At 62.3% G+C, this 17,456-nt stretch carries 18 protein-coding genes and 1 tRNA gene; 6 read left to right on the forward strand and 13 right to left on the reverse strand.

The window, feature by feature from the left end:
* Positions 1-281 precede the first annotated feature (281 nt).
* The 6 genes from NE584_RS16955 to NE584_RS16980 all read left to right on the forward strand — a co-directional run bounded on the left by NE584_RS16955 (position 282) and on the right by NE584_RS16980 (position 7,507).
* A complete protein-coding gene (locus tag NE584_RS16955) occupies positions 282-1,172 on the forward strand; it encodes a LysR family transcriptional regulator (protein WP_256183328.1) in 891 nt (296 codons plus the stop codon).
* Positions 1,173-1,422: 250 nt separating this feature from the next.
* Positions 1,423-1,689: a 30S ribosomal protein S15 gene (rpsO, locus tag NE584_RS16960; RefSeq protein WP_008982127.1), complete on the forward strand. Its 267-nt coding sequence runs from the start codon at positions 1,423-1,425 to the stop codon at positions 1,687-1,689.
* Positions 1,690-1,903: 214 nt separating this feature from the next.
* Entirely contained in the window at positions 1,904-4,054 is a 2,151-nt protein-coding gene (locus NE584_RS16965; RefSeq protein ID WP_108980172.1) for a polyribonucleotide nucleotidyltransferase, read from the forward strand.
* Between the two features lie 68 nt (positions 4,055-4,122).
* A complete protein-coding gene (locus NE584_RS16970) occupies positions 4,123-5,124 on the forward strand; it encodes an acyltransferase (RefSeq protein WP_108980173.1) in 1,002 nt (333 codons plus the stop codon).
* Positions 5,125-5,144: 20 nt separating this feature from the next.
* The gene (locus NE584_RS16975) at positions 5,145-6,098 is read left to right on the forward strand and encodes a sugar-transfer associated ATP-grasp domain-containing protein (protein WP_108980174.1); all 954 of its coding nucleotides are present in this window, start codon (positions 5,145-5,147) and stop codon (positions 6,096-6,098) included.
* 158 nt (positions 6,099-6,256) lie between these two features.
* Positions 6,257-7,507, forward strand: coding sequence for a pitrilysin family protein (locus tag NE584_RS16980; protein ID WP_108980175.1), 1,251 nt, complete (start codon positions 6,257-6,259; stop codon positions 7,505-7,507).
* A gap of 72 nt (positions 7,508-7,579) precedes the next feature.
* Here the strand turns inward: NE584_RS16980 and NE584_RS16985 are convergent, their stop codons facing one another.
* The 13 genes from NE584_RS16985 to NE584_RS17045 form a co-directional block, all read right to left on the reverse strand.
* The gene (locus NE584_RS16985; RefSeq protein ID WP_108980176.1) at positions 7,580-8,455 is read right to left on the reverse strand and encodes a CPBP family intramembrane glutamic endopeptidase; all 876 of its coding nucleotides are present in this window, start codon (positions 8,453-8,455) and stop codon (positions 7,580-7,582) included.
* On the reverse strand, positions 8,452-8,763 hold the full coding sequence (locus NE584_RS16990) for a YbjQ family protein (protein ID WP_050622452.1): 312 nt from the start codon (positions 8,761-8,763) through the stop codon (positions 8,452-8,454). Before NE584_RS16990 ends, NE584_RS16985 begins: the two co-directional genes overlap by 4 nt.
* On the reverse strand, positions 8,744-9,016 hold the full coding sequence (locus tag NE584_RS16995) for a hypothetical protein (protein ID WP_050622451.1): 273 nt from the start codon (positions 9,014-9,016) through the stop codon (positions 8,744-8,746). The genes NE584_RS16990 and NE584_RS16995 overlap by 20 nt, the downstream gene beginning before the upstream one ends.
* Complete coding sequence (locus NE584_RS17000) at positions 9,000-9,260, reverse strand: hypothetical protein (protein ID WP_050622450.1); 261 nt, start codon at positions 9,258-9,260, stop codon at positions 9,000-9,002. Before NE584_RS17000 ends, NE584_RS16995 begins: the two co-directional genes overlap by 17 nt.
* Positions 9,244-9,897: a MerR family transcriptional regulator gene (locus NE584_RS17005; protein ID WP_050622449.1), complete on the reverse strand. Its 654-nt coding sequence runs from the start codon at positions 9,895-9,897 to the stop codon at positions 9,244-9,246. The genes NE584_RS17000 and NE584_RS17005 overlap by 17 nt, the downstream gene beginning before the upstream one ends.
* Before the next feature lie 70 nt (positions 9,898-9,967).
* Positions 9,968-10,762: a YhfC family intramembrane metalloprotease gene (locus NE584_RS17010; protein WP_050622448.1), complete on the reverse strand. Its 795-nt coding sequence runs from the start codon at positions 10,760-10,762 to the stop codon at positions 9,968-9,970.
* A gap of 297 nt (positions 10,763-11,059) precedes the next feature.
* On the reverse strand, positions 11,060-11,746 hold the full coding sequence (gene tsaA, locus NE584_RS17015; RefSeq protein WP_050622447.1) for a tRNA (N6-threonylcarbamoyladenosine(37)-N6)-methyltransferase TrmO: 687 nt from the start codon (positions 11,744-11,746) through the stop codon (positions 11,060-11,062).
* Positions 11,747-11,837: 91 nt separating this feature from the next.
* A complete protein-coding gene (locus NE584_RS17020) occupies positions 11,838-13,784 on the reverse strand; it encodes an FtsX-like permease family protein (protein WP_256183330.1) in 1,947 nt (648 codons plus the stop codon).
* A complete protein-coding gene (locus tag NE584_RS17025) occupies positions 13,765-14,523 on the reverse strand; it encodes an ABC transporter ATP-binding protein (RefSeq protein ID WP_256183331.1) in 759 nt (252 codons plus the stop codon). Before NE584_RS17025 ends, NE584_RS17020 begins: the two co-directional genes overlap by 20 nt.
* A 78-nt stretch (positions 14,524-14,601) precedes the next feature.
* The gene (locus NE584_RS17030; protein WP_256183332.1) at positions 14,602-15,612 is read right to left on the reverse strand and encodes a HAMP domain-containing sensor histidine kinase; all 1,011 of its coding nucleotides are present in this window, start codon (positions 15,610-15,612) and stop codon (positions 14,602-14,604) included.
* Positions 15,599-16,273 (reverse strand): response regulator transcription factor, encoded by a 675-nt coding sequence (locus tag NE584_RS17035; RefSeq protein WP_050622443.1) that lies wholly within the window; start codon positions 16,271-16,273, stop codon positions 15,599-15,601. Before NE584_RS17035 ends, NE584_RS17030 begins: the two co-directional genes overlap by 14 nt.
* A gap of 439 nt (positions 16,274-16,712) precedes the next feature.
* Positions 16,713-17,177: a hypothetical protein gene (locus NE584_RS17040; protein WP_256183333.1), complete on the reverse strand. Its 465-nt coding sequence runs from the start codon at positions 17,175-17,177 to the stop codon at positions 16,713-16,715.
* A 95-nt stretch (positions 17,178-17,272) separates the two neighbouring features.
* A tRNA-Thr gene (locus NE584_RS17045) sits at positions 17,273-17,348 on the reverse strand.
* Positions 17,349-17,456: the final 108 nt, after the last annotated feature.

Raw genomic sequence — 17,456 nt, forward strand, 5'->3', positions numbered from 1 at the left:
TTACTGTCGCCATTATACCACTTCTTCCTCTCCCGTCCAATACTTCATTTCAATGAAAATGATAGAGGCATTTTATGAAAAACTTTTTCATTCTTTGGCCTTTTTTCTGTCATATGGATGATTTTTCCTCTCCTTTCCCCCGAAGGGACAATGGTTATGCTTGACACCGGCCCCGGAATAGAATATCTTTATAATATGTCCTTAAATTAGACCCGGCACCAGGAATCGACTCCCTCAGGCTCGACTCCGGCTTCGCCAAACCATGCAGGGAGGTGGACTTCTTGACTTTGCTTCAGCTCCAATATTTTCAGGTCCTGGCCCGTGTCCTGCACTACACCAGGGCGGCGGAAGAGCTGCACATCTCCCAGCCCTCCCTCAGCTATTCCATCAGCGAGCTGGAAAAGGAACTGGGGGTCAAGCTGTTCGAGAAGGAGAACCGGAAGATCAGCCTGACCGCCTATGGGGAACAGTTTCTCCCCTATGTGCAGCGTTCCCTGGCCCTGCTGGACGAGGGGGCCGCTGTTCTGGAACAGATGGCGGGCAATCTGCCCCAAGTAGCCAAGCTGGGCTACTTCCACAGCATCTCCGCCTCCCTGATCCCTGCGCTGGTGGAGGGCTTCTACCGGGAGGAGGACAACCGGAGCATCCGCTTCCAGTTTACAGAGGGCCCTTCCTTTGATATCTTTAACCAGTTGAAGGCCGGGGAGCTGGATATGGCCTTCGAGATGCACCGGGATGACTGGGCCGAATCGGTCATCATCATGCGTCAGCCCCTGTATCTGGCGGTCCCCAGCGACCACCCCCTGGCTGCCCGCCACTCCGTCACCTTTGATGACTTTGCCCGGGAGCCCCAGGTGATGCTGGACAAGCCCAGCAGCCTGCGCACCCAGATGGACCGCATCTTCGCCCAGCGGGGCGCGGTGCCCAACGTGGTGTTCGAGGTGCGGGAGTGCAATGCCGCCCTCCAGTATGTGGCCCTGAAATTCGGGGTGTCAGTGCTTCCCCAGGTTCCAGCCATGGACACGGAGAAGGTGTCCATCATCCCCATCTCTGACCAGGACAAGGAGTTTGTCCGCACGGTCTATCTCTCCTGGTCCCGCTCCCGCCCCATGTCTCCCGCTGCCCAGAGGGTGCGGGACTATATCGTGGAGCACTACTCCATCCCGGAATGAACCGTTCCGCCGGAGGTCCGCCCGGACCTCCGGTGTTTTTTCTCTCCCCGGCACACCGCGGAAAATTTCCGAAAAACCCCGATTTTTTCCTTTACAGCCGGGCCAAACTATGATATAGTATCCCAGCATGGAATCATGCGTCATCCTGCCCATCCGCTTCGTTTCAGGGTACGGCCCGGACAAGAGCCCGGGGCTTCACCCACCTGTTACGCAGCCCTTTGGGCAAATCATTGGAAAGGTGGAATCTCCCATGATCCGCAAGGACGAAAAGACGGCCGTGATTGAGGCCAACCGCACCCATCCCACGGACACCGGCTCCCCCGAGGTCCAGATCGCCATCCTCACTGCCCGTATCAACGAGCTCACCGAGCACCTGAAGGTCCACAAGCAGGACAACCACTCCCGCCGCGGCCTGCTGAAGATGGTCGGTAAGCGCCGCAAGATGCTGGACTATCTGATGGCCAAGGACATCGAGCGCTACCGCGCTATCATTGCCAAGCTGGGCATCCGTAAGTGATTTGTTGAATAAGGGGTGGCGCGCCTGCGCCACCCTTTCTTCCCATCTGAGACCAACTTTTCCCGAGGGCAATGCCGCTTTTTTAGCAGTTGAATCCGGGCCTGAAGCGGGCGGGCGCCGGCATGAGGAGGGCCTTCCTTCAGACCCGGATTCAAGTGCTAAAGGGCTGGTATTCCACCTCCGGGACAAAAAACTTCAACAAAGGAGTGTAGACATGTCAACCATCATCAAGCACAAGGAATTCCCCAAGTTCAAGAGCTGGACCATGGACCTGTGCGGCCGTCCCCTGACCATCGAGGTGGGCAAGGTGGCCGAGCTGGCCAGCGCCTCCGCCATGGTCAAATATGGCGAGACCACCGTCATGGTGGCCGTCACCGTCTCCCCCCGCCCCCGGGACGGGGTGGACTTCTTCCCCCTGTCCGTGGACTTTGAGGAGAAGCTGTACGCCGTGGGCCGCATCCCCGGCTCCTTCATGCGCCGGGAGGGCCGTCCCTCTCTGCCCGCCGTGCTGGCCAGCCGCCTGATCGACCGGCCCATGCGCCCCCTGTTCCCCTACGACTTCCGCAACGACGTGTGCATCCAGTGCACCGTCATGAGCGTGGACTACGACTGCTCCCCCGAGGTGGCCGCCATGATCGGTGCCTCTGCCTGTGTGAGCTATTCCGAGATCCCCTTCGCCGGCCCCATCGGCTGCCTGGAGGTGGGCTATGTGGACGGTCAGATCGTCCTCAATCCCAATCAGGAGCAGCGCAAGACCTCCCGCATGGACGTGACTGTGGCCGCCACCGCTGAGAAGGTGGTCATGATCGAGGCCGGGGCCGACGAGATCCCCGACGAGATCATGTACGCCGGCATCGTGAAGGCCCACGAGGAGATCAAGAAGCAGGTGGCCTTCATCAACCAGATCGTTGCCGAAATCGGCAAGCCCAAGATGGAGTATGAGCACGCTCAGTTCAACCAGGAGCTGTTCGACAAGATCGTGGCCGACTTCATGGACGAGGCCAAGGCCGCCATGGATACCGACGACAAGAATGTCCGGGAGACCCGCTGGAACTCCATGATCGACCACTGGCACGAGAAGTATCTGGAGGAGTATCCGGATATGGACCAGTACCTGGAGGAGTTCACTTACAAATTCCAGAAGAAGATCGTCAAGGCATGGCTGCTGGAGGGCCACCGTGTGGATGGCCGCGCCAAAAACGAGATCCGTCCCCTGGCCGCCGAGGTGGGCGTGCTGCCCCGGGTCCACGGCTCCGGCCTGTTCACCCGCGGTCAGACCCAGGTCCTGTCCGTGTGCACCCTGAACACCCTGGCCGCCTCCCAGAAGCTGGACACCATCTGGGAAGAGACCGAGAAGCGGTATATGCACCACTACAACTTCCCGCCCTATTCCGTGGGCGAAGCCAAGCCGCCCCGCTCCACCAACCGGCGGGAGTACGGTCACGGCGCTCTGGCCGAGCGGGCCCTGCTCCCCGTGCTGCCCAGCCAAGATGAGTTCCCCTATGCCATCCGCGTGGTCTCCGAGGTGCTCTCCTCCAACGGCTCCACCTCTCAGGGCTCCATCTGCGGCTCCACCCTGGCCCTCATGGACGCCGGCGTGCCCATCAAGGCCCCTGTCGCCGGCATCTCCTGCGGTTTGATCCAGGACGACGACGGCGGCTTCACCACCTTCATCGACATCCAGGGCGTGGAGGACTTTCACGGTGAGATGGACTTCAAGGTGGCAGGCACCAAGGCGGGCATCACCGCCATCCAGATGGACCTGAAGAACGACGGCCTGACCCACGAGATCATCAAGGAAGCCCTGGACATCACCCGGGATGCCCGGTACGCCATTCTGGACGAGATCATGCTCCCCTGTATCGCCGCCCCCCGGCCCGAGGTGAGCAAGTATGCCCCCAAGATGATCACCATCAAAATCGACCCCGACAAGATCCGGGAGGTCATCGGCAAGGGCGGCTCCGTCATCCAGAAGATCACCGCCGAGTCCGGTGCTCAGGTGGACATCGAGGATGACGGCACCATCCACATCGCCTCCCCCAACGCCGAGGCCTGTGACGCCGCCAAGAAGATGATCGAGACCATCGTCTTCGTCCCCGAGGTGGGCCAGTTGTATTACGGCAAGGTGGTCCGCATCCTCCAGTTCGGCGCTTTCGTGGAGCTGGCCCCCGGCAAGGACGGCATGGTCCACATCTCCAAGCTGGCGGAGCGCCGGGTGGAGAAGGTAGAGGACGTGGTCAATATTGGCGACATGATCTGGGTCAAGGTCACCGATATCGATGACAAGGGCCGGGTCAACCTGTCCTACAAGGACGCCCTGCGGGAGATCAAAGCCAAGCAGGCCGCCGGTGAGAGCGTGAAATAACTATCCACACGTGAGTTTGGCGGCGGAGTGCGGGCACTCCGCCGCCTTTTTCTGATGGGGACAAAGCTATGGGCTATTCTGTGTTAAGCAAATATCGCTCTGAGCTGATGGGGGCCGCCATGCTCTGGGTGATGCTGTTCCATGCCGCCGATCTGACCTTCCCCATCCCCGGGCTGGACCTGTTTCGGGCGGCGGGCTTCGGCGGGGTGGACATCTTCATCCTGCTCTCCGCCATGGGGCTGTCCCTCTCCCTGAGCCGCCTGGAGCAGGAATACGGTGCCTTTCTGGCACGCCGGGCCCGGCGCATCCTCCCCGCCTATTTTGTGGTGATGGTTCCCTACACCCTCTTCCTCATTCTTCGGGGACAGGCCCCCCTCTCCGCCCTGGTGTGGAACTCCACCCTCCTCGCCTACTGGGTCCATGCCCCTGGGGCCTTCAACTGGTATGTGTCCGGCATCCTGCTCTTCTATGTCCTCGCCCCCTGGTGTTTCCGCCGGCTGCGCCGCTCCAGGCACCGGGTGCTGTGGACGGCAGGGGCCGGCGCCGCGGCGGTGGCTGTGTGCCACGTGCTGATCCAGGACGAGTACTGGCACTACCTGGACGTCTTTTACCGCTTCCCCATCTTTTTTCTGGGGCTGCTGGTGGGGCTCTATGTGTGGGAGGACCGCCGGCTGGGCAGGCGTGATCTGCTGTTCTGGACCCTGTGGCTGGCGGCCGGCCTGTGCTACCTGGCCGCGGCCCTGCCCCGGCTGGAGGTCCCCCACCTCCCCATGTGCCATCTGTTTCTGTTCACCACCGTCCCCATGTGCCTGGCGGGCTGCGCCTGCTTTGAACACCTGCCCCTGGGATGGCTGCGCCGGGGACTGCGGCTGGTGGGGGAGCACAGTCTGGAGATCTATCTGCTCAACGTCAGCCTCTTCTCCGAGACTGCTCTGCTGCGCAGCTGGCTCCCTCTGGGGACTGGCCCCTACTATTTCCTTGCCTTTTTCCTGAACATCCTTTTGGGCATCCTGCTCCACCGGGGGGTGGAGGCCGGGATGCGCCGCATCCAGGCCCGCCGGGCCGATTGATCCGCAAAGGAGGCCGCACTATGGGAAAGATCAAACGTCTGCTGGACCGCTTCGACGAGATGGGCCGCTACCCCATCCAGGAGCTGGGCTACTCCCGCACATGGCTGATGTTCAGCTATCTGGGGGCCTTTCTGGTCCACCGCTGCACCATCGCCGACTACTTCCTCTACCACTTCTATGAGCGCAACCGCCGGGGCCGGGCAGAATTCGTCACCCTGTACGACATGCGGGATATCCACCGCAAGAACCCCCAGACCGCCTTCGCCGACTTTGAGGAGAAGGACCGCTTTCTGGACCGGTTCCAGGCCTATGTGCACCGGGACTGGATCGGCCGGGTGTGCCGGAACAGCCGGGAGGAATTCGACGCCTTTGCGGACCGCCATCCCCGCTGCATCATCAAGCCCCGCACTGACTCCGGCGGCCACGGCGTGGAGCTGTGCACCATCACTCCAAACAACCGGGATCAGGTGTGGGAGCGGCTCACCTCCCAGGATATGATCGCCGAGGAGCTGCTGGAGCAGTGCCCGGAGATGGCCGCCCTCCACCCCAGCTCGGTGAATACAGTCCGGGCCCTCACCATCCGGGGAAAGCTTTGCTCCGCCGTCCTGCGCATGGGGGTGGGCGGCGGCTTTGTGGACAACGGCTGCTCCGGAGGCATTTTCGCCGGCCTGGACGTGGACACCGGCATCGTCACCACCCAGGGGGCCGATCTGATGGAGCACCGCTTCCTCCTCCACCCCACCACCGGCCTGACTATCCCCGGCTTTCAGGTCCCCCAGTGGGAACAGGTGCGCCGGACGGTGGAGGAGGCGGTGACCCTGGTCCCCAACGCCATCATCGTGGGCTGGGACGTGGCCGTCACCGCCCAGGGTCCTGTGCTTATCGAGGGCAATGCCTATCCCAGCGTGCAGATCATGCAGACAGCCGGGATGCAGGGACTCAAGCGCCTGTGGAACAGCGCCCTGCGGGGCTGACCGCCTTCTGCCCGGGCGCGGAGGCCGAATTTTCGGCCCCCGCGCCCTTCTTTTCGTCTTTTTTCTTGATTTTCCGACCATTCTGTTATAGACTGTCTAAGACTTGCCAGGATAGGTGGCTGCCTCCCCCGCAGTCAATCTTTTCGAAGGAGAGATCTATGTACCGTTCCATTACCCTGCCCAACGGGGCAAAGCTACTGACCGAATTCGTCCCCGGAGCCCGCACCGCGGCCCTGGGGTTCTTTGTGGGCACCGGCTCCCGCCACGAGCGCGCCGCGGAGAGCGGCGCGGCCCACTTTATTGAGCACATGTCCTTCAAGGGGACCCAGCGGAGGGACGCTGGCGCTCTGGCCCGGGAGACCGACGCCATCGGCGGGCAGATCAACGCCTATACCACTAAGGAGCTCACCTGTTACTATGCCCGGTGTCTGGACAGCCACCTGCACCGGGCCATCGACCTGCTCAGCGACATGCTGTTCCACTCCCGTTTTGCTCAGGGGGACGTAGAGCTGGAGCGCGGGGTCATTCTGGAGGAGATCGGGATGTATGAGGATACCCCGGAGGACCTGGCCGCGGAGCGGCTGGCCGCCGCGGTCTACCAGGGTTCCCCGTTGTCCCGCCCCATCCTGGGGAAAGCCTCCACCCTGAACAAGATGACAGGGGAGAGCCTTCGGGCCTATCAGGAGGCCCACTACCGCCCCGGCAATCTGGTCACCGCCCTCACCGGCAGCTTCACCCCCCAGGCCGTGGAGGAGCTGCGCGCCATCCTCTCTGAGCTGGAGCCCGGCCACGTCCCCAGCTGCAAGGGGGCCCGCTACCGCCCCGCCTTCACCGTCCGGCGAAAGCCCACAGAGCAGAACCACCTGATCCTGGCCTTCCCCGCCTTCAGCTATCTGGACCCCCGCCGTTACCAGCTGCTGCTGCTCAACTCCATCCTGGGGGGCGGCGTCTCCTCCCGGCTGTTTCAGGAGCTTCGGGAGAAGCGGGGGCTGTGCTACACCACTTACTCCTATGTAGCCGACCACGCCGACACCGGCCTGCTGGGGGTGTACACCGCCCTCAGCCCCGAGCTGGAGGGGGAGGCGCTGGATGCTGCCTGCGCCCTGCTCCGGGAGCTGGCGGAGCACGGCCCCACCCAGGAGGAGCTGGAGCGGGCCCGGGAGCAGGTCAAGGCCAGCGTGCTCATGGGGCTGGAATCCATTCAGGCCCGCATGAGCCACCTGGGCACCTCCCAGCTGCTCTATGGCTCTGTGCTGGAGCAGGACGACATCCTGGATGCCTATGACGCGGTCACCGTCCCTCAGCTGCGGCAGATGGCGGAGCAGATCTTTGACTTCTCCCAGCTCTCTCTGTCCGCGGTGGGCCGGGTGCCCCCGGCGGAGGAGTACGCCCAGCTGCTTTCCCCCTGACTCTCCCTCCTAGTTCTGTGTCAGACCAAAGCCCGGGGCGGCACATCAGTGCCGCCCCGGGCTTTTACGATTTTACCGGCTTTTCCGCCAGCTTCCCTTCCGCACCAGAAGGACAGCCGACAGGACCAGCATGGGCATCCCCGCCAGTATGCCGGTGACGGCAGGACCCCAGATCTGGCGCACTGCCCCTTCCGCCCCCCGGAACAGCAGAGCGACCTGTGCGGCGGCGTTGATCGTCCCGTGGGCCAGCGCCGCCGGCCAGAGGGAACCGCTCCTCTCCGACAGCCAGGCCAGGAAAGTGCCTGCCGAGGTGGTAAAGAGGCACATCCCCAGAATCCCCAGCCATGGGAAGCCGGGATAGCTGGTGCCATAGTTGTGTCCCATAAGATTGATCGGTGTGTGCCACAAACCCCAAATCGCGCCCACCAGCAGGCAGGCAGGGAGGGTAGACATCCTCTGCCGCAGGGCCGGATAGAGAAACCCCCGCCAGCCGATCTCCTCTCCTATGGCAAAGAACAGATTGATCACCGGACCGTAGACCAGTACCCCCAGCAGCAGGGATACCACCGTGCTCCTAGAGATCCCCGCCTGTTCCATCATTGGCGCCAAGGCTGGAAGCGTGCTGTCAAAATCCCGGGGATATACGCCAAAATAGAGCAGCGCACCCAGGACTGCGGCAGCCAGGGATAGGGCCCAGGCAGCCAGATACCACTTCCAGTTCCTTCTCAGGGCGGGCCGCAGGGAGAAAGACAGCACCGGTCTGCGCCTCCCCGCCAGCCACATCAGCCACACCGCCAAGGCAGGCGTCCACATCACCACCGTGTTGAGCAGCTGAGCAGTGACAGCGCCCGGGGGCATCATTCCACACATCAGCCAGATCCCCCACGCCGTCCCATAGGAGAGGAGCAGATATCCCCCCATCTCCCTGCCCCCGGGCCGATCGGTCATTTATACTTCACCGCCGTGCCGTAGGCAATGACCTCAGCTGCCCCCTGCATCACAGAGGAGGAGCCGTAGCGCACGTTGATGACCGCGTCGGCCCCCAGGGCCTCCGCCTCATCCACCATCCGCTTCACCGCGATCTGCCGGGCCTCGTTGAGCATCTCCGTATAGCCGGTGATCTCGCCGCCCACCAGCGTCTTCATACCCGCCATGAAGTCCTTTCCAAAATTCTTGGACTGCACCACAGTCCCCTTCACCATGCCCAGTGCCTCGATCTCTTTTCCAGGGATATATTCAATATTTACGAGCAGCATCCAGCTCTCCTCCTTCAATTTCTTTCATTCGTTGCTTCAGCACGATCCACACGGCTGGGATGGTCACCAGGTCGCCCACTGCCAGGATCAACAGGAGCAGCCGCAGCCAGTCCAGCCCCTCCAGTCCGGCCAGCTGGGATCTGCCCCACAGCAGAAGCAGTGCCATGGCCAGCTGGACCAGGGCAAAAAAGGCCGCGCCCTTCCTGGCGTCCTTCTTCTGGGCGCGCTGGCCCGGGTCAATATTTTTTGGCATCCTCTTCCTCCCCTCTTTTAATTTCCCTCAGCCGCTGGATCAGGGCGGCCAGCACTCCTCCCACCACCGCCAGCCCCACCACGCCGTACAGGGCCATGACGCCCACCGCGATGGTATCCGCCCCGCCTGCGCTGAGGAAGGCCCACAGCATGGTGCCTACCAGGATGAACACCACCAAAATGGTGCCCAGCGCCGCCAGGACCGGGGCCAGCCGGCTGGGTTTTCGGTCAGTATTGCTTCGCATCCTCCGCCTCTCCTTTCTCGATCTCCCGAAATCGCTGGATCATAGCCAGCAGGACCCCCAGGATCACCACGCCCGGGATAGCCACCAGCACCACCAGCAGGGGCAGCGGGGGCGCATCCTCCGCATCGATGGAGAAGCCCCACAGCATCAGGGCGATCAGCCCCCCCATCAGGAACACGGTGAGCAGCGTCACCACCACCGGGGCCACATATCGGATCCTGCGGGTGTCTCCCTGCTGGCGGTCCAGAAAGGTAGCCCCCTCCTGCTCCATCTGTTCCATCTCCCGGAGCAGTCCCCCCGCGTCCAGACTGTCCAACCGGACCTCCCGGTCCTTCAGCGCCTGACAGAACTGGACCGCCTGGTCCAGATTCTTCCGCTCCCGCTCCAGCGTGACCAGATGCCGGCGCATCCCGTCCCCCAGGGTCCGGCTGCCCGTCTGCATCTGCCGGATCTCCTCCAGGGGGACTCCCAGCTTTCTCAGCAGCTTAATCTGCCGCAGGAGCTCCACCTCCGGCTCACCGTACTCCCGATAGCCGTTCTGGCTGTTCCGCCCCGGCTTCAGCAGCCCCTGCTCCTCATAGAAGCGGATGTTCTTCTTTGTGATGCCCACCAGGGCCTCGACTTCGTTGATCTTCATCGGTATCCCCCTCGCTCTGTGGTTAGGTTATACCCTCCAGCGAGGGGAAGGTCAAGCATTTTCCGTCATTTCATAAAGATTTTTTCTCTCTCTGCCGCCAGATCCACCGTGCCAGCACGGCCAGGGCCACAGCCCAAACCAGCGCCACCAGCTCCACCCCCGCCAGGGGCATATGGGCCGCGGCCAGGATGGCACAGGCGTCCACCCCCGCGTGGAGGGCGATGGCCGCGGGGAAGAGCCACAGGGACGCCCGGCGCTCCACAGCCCGCCAGACCAGCACCGACAGGGAGATGTGGATGGCAACGGCCACGATCCGCTCCAGCCCGCCCCACAGATAGGTGTGGGGCGGCGCGGCCACCGCAGCCGCCAGCGCCTGGGCCGCCGCGTCATCCAGCTGGCCCATGTGCTGCTCCAGCGTGCCTGTGTTCAGCCAGAAGGAGAGCAGCAGGTTGCTGACGTTGGTCAGCCCCACCAGCAGTACCGCCTCCATGCCGCCGTGGCCCGCCCCGTAGATCAGGGCGTCCTGGGGCGTGCCCCCCTTCCCGCTCCGCCTCAGCAGCTGAAAGGCGGCAAATCTCCCCGTCTCCTCAAACAGCCCCGCCATCAGGCCCCCATACAGTGCGTAGAGTCCCAGATCGCCCGTAATGACCCCGCCCGCAGGGCCGCCTAGGATGAGCTGGTGGGCTCTCTGCTCCAGCACCAGGGCAAATACCAGAAACACCGCCGCCCCCAGAAGAAAGGCCCGCCAGCGCCCGCCTCTTCGGCGGAAAAACAGCCCCAGTCCCAGGGGCAGGCCAAAGGCGATCAGCAGGGAGGCCGTCATGCAGGCCATGGCGGCCCCGGGCATCGTTCCGTATCCTTCCATTTTTATCCCTCCTTTTTCGACCGGCCCCGGCGTTTTGTCCCGGCCGGCTTTCGGGCCCACCCTACCCCTTTCCCCCGGTAGAAAGTCAAGGGTTTCTGCAAAAAAAGTTTCCTTCCCCCTGGTGGAAACTTGTGTTTCTGCCGGTTTTACCCCTGTTTTTCCCAAAAACGGGTGCCCCGGCGCGCTCTGCATTGAGATGCGGGCCCGGAGAGAAAAACAGCGGACGCCTGTCATGCGCCCGCCGTTCTCTATCCGGAACCTCGGCCCTGTACGCGCCGCGGTCCTTCCTGTTCTCTGTCAGCCCTTCTCTTTTACTTCCACCACCGTCAGCCGCTCTCCCCGCACCTGGAAACGGATCTCCCAGCCGGCGAACTCCATGCCGTAGATCCGCTCCGGGTCCCTCTGATAGGAGGGCCGGGGGTCCTGGGCCAGCACGCCCGCGGCCGCCTGCCGCCGGTCCTCCGGCAGCAGGGACAGCCACCGCTCCGGGAACTCCACTTCCAGCAGCCGGTCCGCCCCGGGTGCAAAGCCCCCTGTGGCCTCCGGCCGGCAGTCCCCATAGGGGAGGTAGGGCTTGATGTCAAAGATGGGGGTCCCGTCCATCAGGTCCGCCCCCGCCACGTGGAGCACCGGGCCCTGGGGGGTATGGGGCTCCACCCGCTCCAGGCGGACGGAGGACAGCCCGACAGCGTTGGGCCGGAAGGGAGAGCGGGTGGCAAAGACCCCCATGCGGGTATTGCCTCCCAGCCGGGGCGGCCGCACCGTGGGGGACCAGTCCTCCCGCACCGCCTGGGAGAACTGCCAGATCAGCCAGATGTGAGAAAACCCCTCCAGCCCCCGCACCGCCTCCGGGCTGCGGAAGTCCGGCTCAAAGACCACTCTGGCCTTCAGCGCCTCCACCAGCCCGCTCTGGCGGGGTATCCCGAACTTGGACGGGAAATCACTGTGGATGCGGGCAATGATTTTCATAGGCACAGTCTCCATGGGCTCTCCTCCTGACAGGCATCTGTTTCGGGCCCCTGGGCCCCTGCTGCCCCTATTATAGCGGAGGGCAGGCCCACTGTCCATGCCCCTGTCACTCTTGTGGCAGGACATTTCGTTTCAGGCTGGTATAGGCCATCAAGATATAGAACAGGTAGATCAGGCAGAACAGCCCCAGCGCCAGGGCGGTGATGGCTGCAGGGTGATAGATCCCCGTCATGGTTCCCGGCTCCACCGCGCCGCCCAGGTTCAGGAGAAAGGGAACTGCAATGAGCGCCGGCGGAAGGGCAGGCATGGCGTAATAGATGGCAAACTGGCACCCCAGCGCCCGCCGCATCTCCCGCCGGTCCATGCCCAGCTTCCGCAGCAGGGCGAACTGTCCCCGGTAGCGGTCTGTCTCGCTGAGCTGCTGGACTGTCAGGATGGTAGCGGCGGTCATGGTGAGGACCAGCGCCAGATAGTACAGGGGAAACACCACCATGGCGGACATGGAGGCCGCTTCTGTCTCCTGATCCGCCTTGGAGTAGAGGGTGTCGTAGAGGCCCTCGGCCGCGTCATAGCGGTCCCGGATGGCACAGAGCCCCGCAAACTGTTCCCCACTCACCGGTTTCTCTGTCATGGCGGCTATGGCGCCGTGGCTGACTGGACAGTTCCGGGCCAGCTCGTCGGGCACCACCAGCACAAAACCGTGTCCATTGGCATCCCACAGATTCTGATTCAGCGGGCCTGTCTCTATCCCCGCCAGCTCCAGTGTCTGGCCGGAGATCCGGATGGGCTGCCGGTAGTCCGCCAGGGACGGTCCCAGATAGTCCTGGCAGTGGATCAGATACTCCCCAGTTTCCAGAGTCACTGCGGGCCACCCCTTCATGGCCCGGAGGGCGGCATAGTCGCTGAATGCCATCAGCATGTCCCGGCTGGAAAACTTGTGGTAGCTGGCGTGGTCCACCAGATAGTCGGTGACCTGGGCGTCCTCCCCCTGATAGACCGCGTACCGCCGCACCGCTGTCACTGGAACAGAGCGGCGGATCTGGTCCTGATAGGCATCCAGATGAGCCTCGTTTTTCGTGCCGATGTACAGATCAAAGGCGGATGCCTTTTCCATCCGGCTCTGAAACATGGCGCTGAAGGTCATCCCGCTCCCCTCCACGATCAGGGTGGCGGTGAACAGCAGAGAGACCGTGGCCATGACGATCCCCATGGTGGCCAGCTTGGCGGTGAGAGTGCGGAAGACCAGCAGAGTCTGCCCAGCGTACTTTTTCGCCGGACGCCTTTCAAAAAAGGCGGGGACCCCTGAGGCAAAGCTGAGAAAGAACCCGTAGAGGAAGGCGATGACGCACCCCGTGCCCAGCAGGCTGGGGAGCATCCCGCCCATCAGCAGCAGAAGGGTCCCCACTGCCCCCAGGATCACCGAGAGAACAAAGATCCGCCGGCGGCTCCGGCTCTTTTCGATGACTTCCTCCTCGTTCCGTCGGTCCAGGTAGATCAGCTTCCGGATCTTCATCCTTCGGATGCGCCTCCGGCCTTTCAAGAGAGCAAAGAGGTAGATGAACAGAAAATAGACCAGGGTCAGCCCCACCGCCGGGGGCGAGAACGCCAGGGAGACCCGGTAGGGCGCGCCGAACAGAGCCAGCATCACAGCCCTCAATGCCTGAAACAGCAGATCCCCCGCCGCCAGCCCCAGGAGCAGAGCCGCGCCGCCCACCGCCAGGTTTTCCAGAAAAAACAGCCGGGCCACCTGACGGTGCTCCAGCCCGATCAAAATATAGGTGCCCAGCTCCCGGCTGCGGCGGGAGAGCATGAAGCCGGTGGTATAGGAGACCAGCCAGCCGGTGATGAGCACTGCGGCCGCGCTGGCCAGGACGATCATCAGGGGCAGAGAAGCCAGTTTTTCCGACAGATCGGCGATCTCCCGGGAAAAGACCAGACCGTTGAAGGCATAGATCAGAGCGGCGGCCATCACAATGGTGACGAAATACACCAGATAGTCCCGTGCCTGCCGCCGGGCGTTGCGCCAGGAAAGCTTATATAACGTCACTGACATCACCCCCCAGCAGAGCCAGCACGTCCAGGATCTCATGGTAAAAAACCGGACGCCCCCGCTCCCCTCGGAGCAGTTCGTGGAACAGCCGGCCGTCCTTCAGAAAGAGGACCCGGGCGGCATAGCTGGCACTGTATGCGTCATGGGTCACCATGAGGATGGTGGCCCCCATGTCCCGGTTCATCCTGGTCATGATTTCCAGCAGGTTTTTGGATGCCTTGGAATCCAGCGCTCCGGTGGGCTCGTCGGCCAGCAGCAGGGACTGTCCGGCCACCATGGCCCGGGCGCAGGCCGCCCGCTGCTTCTGGCCGCCGGATACCTGATAGGGGAATTTCTCCAGCACATCCATGATCTCCAGCCTGGCCGCCATCTCCCGCACCCGGCGCTGCACCGTCTCCGGGTCGGTGTGGTTCAGGCTGAGGGCCAGGCCGATGTTTTCCTCCAGTGTCAGGGTATCCAGCAGATTAAAGTCCTGGAACACAAAGCCCAGCCGCTCCCGGCGGAACCGGGCCAGCTCCCGGGGCGGGAGGGCGGCGATGCTCTCCCCGTCCAGCAGGATGTCCCCGGCGCTGACGGTGTCGATGGTGGAGATGCAGTTGAGCAGGGTGGTCTTCCCGCTGCCCGACGCCCCCATGATGGCAATAAATTCCCCGTCATCCACTTCAAAGCTGACCCGGTCCAGCGCCTTGGTCACATTGTTTTTGCTCCCGTAGTATTTTTCGATGTTCCGTACTTGCAGCATCTTGATTTCCTCCTTTGCTGTCCCTTACAGGATACTGCAAGACCGGCCCCACTGGTATCGGCTTTCTATGGCCTCAGCTTACAATTTTGAAAGGTTCTCCCGGGCCGGAAAGAGGAGGGTCATCCGGGTCCCCTTTCCCTCCTCCGAGGCGGCCCGCAGCTCGACCTCCAAGGCAGTCGCCAGCCTCCGGGCCAGATACAGCCCCATTCCGGTGGAGCCGCCCCGGCTGCGTCCGTTGCTGCCCGTAAAGCCCCGGTCAAAGATCCGGGGCAGCTCATGGGCGGGGATGCCGATACCGTTGTCCTCCACTGTCAGCTCTACCCGCCTCCCCAGTGCCCGGGCGGACAGGGTGACAACAGGCTGGGCGCTGCGGTAGCGGGCGGCGTTCTGGAGCAGCTGCCCCAGCAGGAAGCATACCCATTTCCCGTCGGTGTAGACCCTCTGATCCAGATCCCGGGTCTCCACCCGCACCCCGCTCTGGATCAGCAGGGCCCTGTGGCTCTGGAGGGCCTGGTCCGCCAGCTCCTCCAGGCTGGTCTCCCGGATCACCAGATCCTTTTCCGGACTCTCCGCCCTGGCATAGAACAGGGCCCGCTCCACGTGGGCGTCGATCTGGGCCAGTTCCCGCTCCAGCCTGCGCCGGGTATCCGGCCCTACGGTCCGGGAGATCAATCGGGCCGCCGTGATGGGGGTCTTGATCTCGTGGACCCACTGTTCCACATACTCCCGATACTCCCGCTGGGCCGCCTGCGCCTCCGACACCGCGCCCACCATGGCCTGGCCCGACTGGTGCATCAGGGCAAACAGCTCCCGTTCCCAGAGCCCTTCCGGCTTTGGGGCACACTCCGCAAACAGCTGCTTCTGGTCCAGCCCCTCCATAATGGCCTTTAGCTCCGCCAAGCGGCGGCGGAGCCGGACGCACTCCCAGAGCTGCGCCAGCACAAAGACCAGGATCAGCCCCATCAGGAGCAGAGCCACCACGCCGGGCTGTGTCCCGGTGGCCAGCAGGAAGAGGGCGGCGGCCGCCGCGCACCCCCCCTGGAGCACGATCCGCCCCAGCCGGTCGGACAGAAAATCAGCGATCGTCATACTGATACCCCATTCCCCGCCGGGTCTTGATCTGCTCCGGCAGCCCCAGCTCCCCCAGCTTGTTCCGCAGCCGGGTCACATTGACACTGAGGGTGTTGTCATCGATATAGATCCTGCTGTCCCACAGCGCCTCGATCAGGTCTGCCCGGGACACGATCTCCCCGGCGTGGGCCATCAGGTGGGCCAGGATCTTCAGCTCGTTCCGGGTGAGCTCCGCGGTCCGTCCACTTGCCCACACGGTCCCCCTGGACAGGCTGAGCCGCACTCCCCCAGCCTCCAGGATGTCCGGCTCCGACGGACCTCCGCTGCGGCGCAGCACCGCCTTGATCCTGGCAAGCAGAATGGGGATGCTGTACGGCTTGGTGATGTAGTCGTCTCCGCCCAGACTGAGCGCCCGCAGCTCGTCCGCCGCCGAGTTCCGGCTGGTCACCACCACGATGGGGACCGGGCATCGTCTCCGAAGCTCGGCGCACAGGGAGAAACCGTCCCGCCCGGGCAGTCCCAGATCCAGCAGGACCAGATCCGGCCCAAAGGTCCCCGCCTGCCCCGGCACGTCCCCAAAATCCGTCACCGCCAGAGCCTGATAGCCCTCATTCTCCAGCAGGAGGGCCAGCTCCTCCCGGATGGCTGGGTCATCCTCCACGATCATGATCTTCCGCATGGTCTCCGTCCCCCTCTACATCCCGTTTGGCGCTATTGTACCACGCCCAAGCCCGGGCGTCTACGCTGCTCCCTGGCATATTGCCGCCAAGTCAAGCCCTATCTTCCTTCTCTGAAGCCCCTTGCCCCTCCCTGCCGATTTCCTGTTTTCTAAAGCGCAGCCGGCAAAATATACTTTCTACGGGCTCCAGATTTTTTGTTTCTCGGCATTTTCACAAGAACTACTGCTTTCCCCTGTTTGTTTTCTTTTAAAAGACAATTGTCCCTCCTTGGATTACGATGGTAACATGTGCCTCTCTCATATGTGTCTATTTCCCAGTTTTTTACCAAAGCTTCCTTTATATTTCTTCAGTCTATCAGAAAAATAAATTTTACGTTCTGCACAGATTTCTTATTCATGAATAGGGTCACACAGACTCCCTCCCCTATTTTGTTAAATTTTAGTTTTGACTTCCCCCTTTTTTCATGGTATTTTGTTTTGCGTGCCTCCCAGACAAGATGCACTCTTTCAGATACTGGCAGACAATTACTTGATACAGGAAAGGATGACTCAAATTATGAATCCCCCTACTTCCTCTCTCAAAAAGGGCTCCAAAGAGTCCCTTACTTCTGTAAAGAGTGAGGAGCCTCCCAGTTCTCCGGCCACGACTCATATTTCCATTCAGGTCACCCATCGCTCCAGCAAGTCTGGCCGCAGCCACATTCTCCCCCTTCTGCTCCTGATCATTGCGGCTGTCCTTCTTCTTTTCCTTCTGACCGTTTTTCCTGGTTCTGTTTCCGTGTTTTTTTCGCTGAATACATAAAGGGTATCCTCTATTTGAGGACACCCTTCCGAAAATCCAAATTTTTACCCGAAAGACCGATTCGTAAAATAATTCCGGTCTTTCGGGTACATTAAACCACAAACCAAACCGCACTCCGCTGGAATAAGGAGGCGCAACGACTGAGCACGCTCTCTATAAAACAAATCGGAGCAAGCTTTGTATCGCTTACTCCGATGTGGAGCTGCTACCCAGATTTGAACTGGGGACCTCATCCTTACCAAGGATGCGCTCTACCGACTGAGCTATAGCAGCATACGTTCCCCCAATGGGGGTTATATCAGCAACAGGCAAAACCTGACATTTTTAAATGGCGACTCGGAAGGGACTTGAACCCTCGACCTCCGGCGTGACAGGCCGGCG

It is taken from the genome of Clostridium sp. DFI.5.61 (genome assembly GCF_024462915.1).
GTDB classification, from domain to species: domain Bacteria; phylum Bacillota; class Clostridia; order Oscillospirales; family Oscillospiraceae; genus Lawsonibacter; species Lawsonibacter asaccharolyticus.

Excerpts from the sequence above, each read along its gene's own strand:
- NE584_RS16965 (WP_108980172.1), top strand. The coding sequence starts at position 1,904 with ATGTCAACCATCATCAAGCACAAGGAATTCCCCAAGTTCAAGAGCTGG.
- NE584_RS17010 (WP_050622448.1), bottom strand. The coding sequence starts at position 10,762 with ATGGAAGGATACGGAACGATGCCCGGGGCCGCCATGGCCTGCATGACG.
- NE584_RS17005 (WP_050622449.1), bottom strand. The coding sequence starts at position 9,897 with ATGAAGATCAACGAAGTCGAGGCCCTGGTGGGCATCACAAAGAAGAAC.
- NE584_RS16970 (WP_108980173.1), top strand. The coding sequence starts at position 4,123 with ATGGGCTATTCTGTGTTAAGCAAATATCGCTCTGAGCTGATGGGGGCC.
- NE584_RS17000 (WP_050622450.1), bottom strand. The coding sequence starts at position 9,260 with ATGCGAAGCAATACTGACCGAAAACCCAGCCGGCTGGCCCCGGTCCTG.
- tsaA (WP_050622447.1), bottom strand. The coding sequence starts at position 11,746 with ATGGAGACTGTGCCTATGAAAATCATTGCCCGCATCCACAGTGATTTC.
- NE584_RS17030 (WP_256183332.1), bottom strand. The coding sequence starts at position 15,612 with ATGACGATCGCTGATTTTCTGTCCGACCGGCTGGGGCGGATCGTGCTC.
- NE584_RS17020 (WP_256183330.1), bottom strand. The coding sequence starts at position 13,784 with ATGTCAGTGACGTTATATAAGCTTTCCTGGCGCAACGCCCGGCGGCAG.
- NE584_RS16980 (WP_108980175.1), top strand. The coding sequence starts at position 6,257 with ATGTACCGTTCCATTACCCTGCCCAACGGGGCAAAGCTACTGACCGAA.
- NE584_RS17025 (WP_256183331.1), bottom strand. The coding sequence starts at position 14,523 with ATGCTGCAAGTACGGAACATCGAAAAATACTACGGGAGCAAAAACAAT.
- NE584_RS16995 (WP_050622451.1), bottom strand. The coding sequence starts at position 9,016 with ATGCCAAAAAATATTGACCCGGGCCAGCGCGCCCAGAAGAAGGACGCC.
- rpsO (WP_008982127.1), top strand. The coding sequence starts at position 1,423 with ATGATCCGCAAGGACGAAAAGACGGCCGTGATTGAGGCCAACCGCACC.
- NE584_RS16985 (WP_108980176.1), bottom strand. The coding sequence starts at position 8,455 with ATGACCGATCGGCCCGGGGGCAGGGAGATGGGGGGATATCTGCTCCTC.
- NE584_RS16975 (WP_108980174.1), top strand. The coding sequence starts at position 5,145 with ATGGGAAAGATCAAACGTCTGCTGGACCGCTTCGACGAGATGGGCCGC.
- NE584_RS16990 (WP_050622452.1), bottom strand. The coding sequence starts at position 8,763 with ATGCTGCTCGTAAATATTGAATATATCCCTGGAAAAGAGATCGAGGCA.
- NE584_RS17035 (WP_050622443.1), bottom strand. The coding sequence starts at position 16,273 with ATGCGGAAGATCATGATCGTGGAGGATGACCCAGCCATCCGGGAGGAG.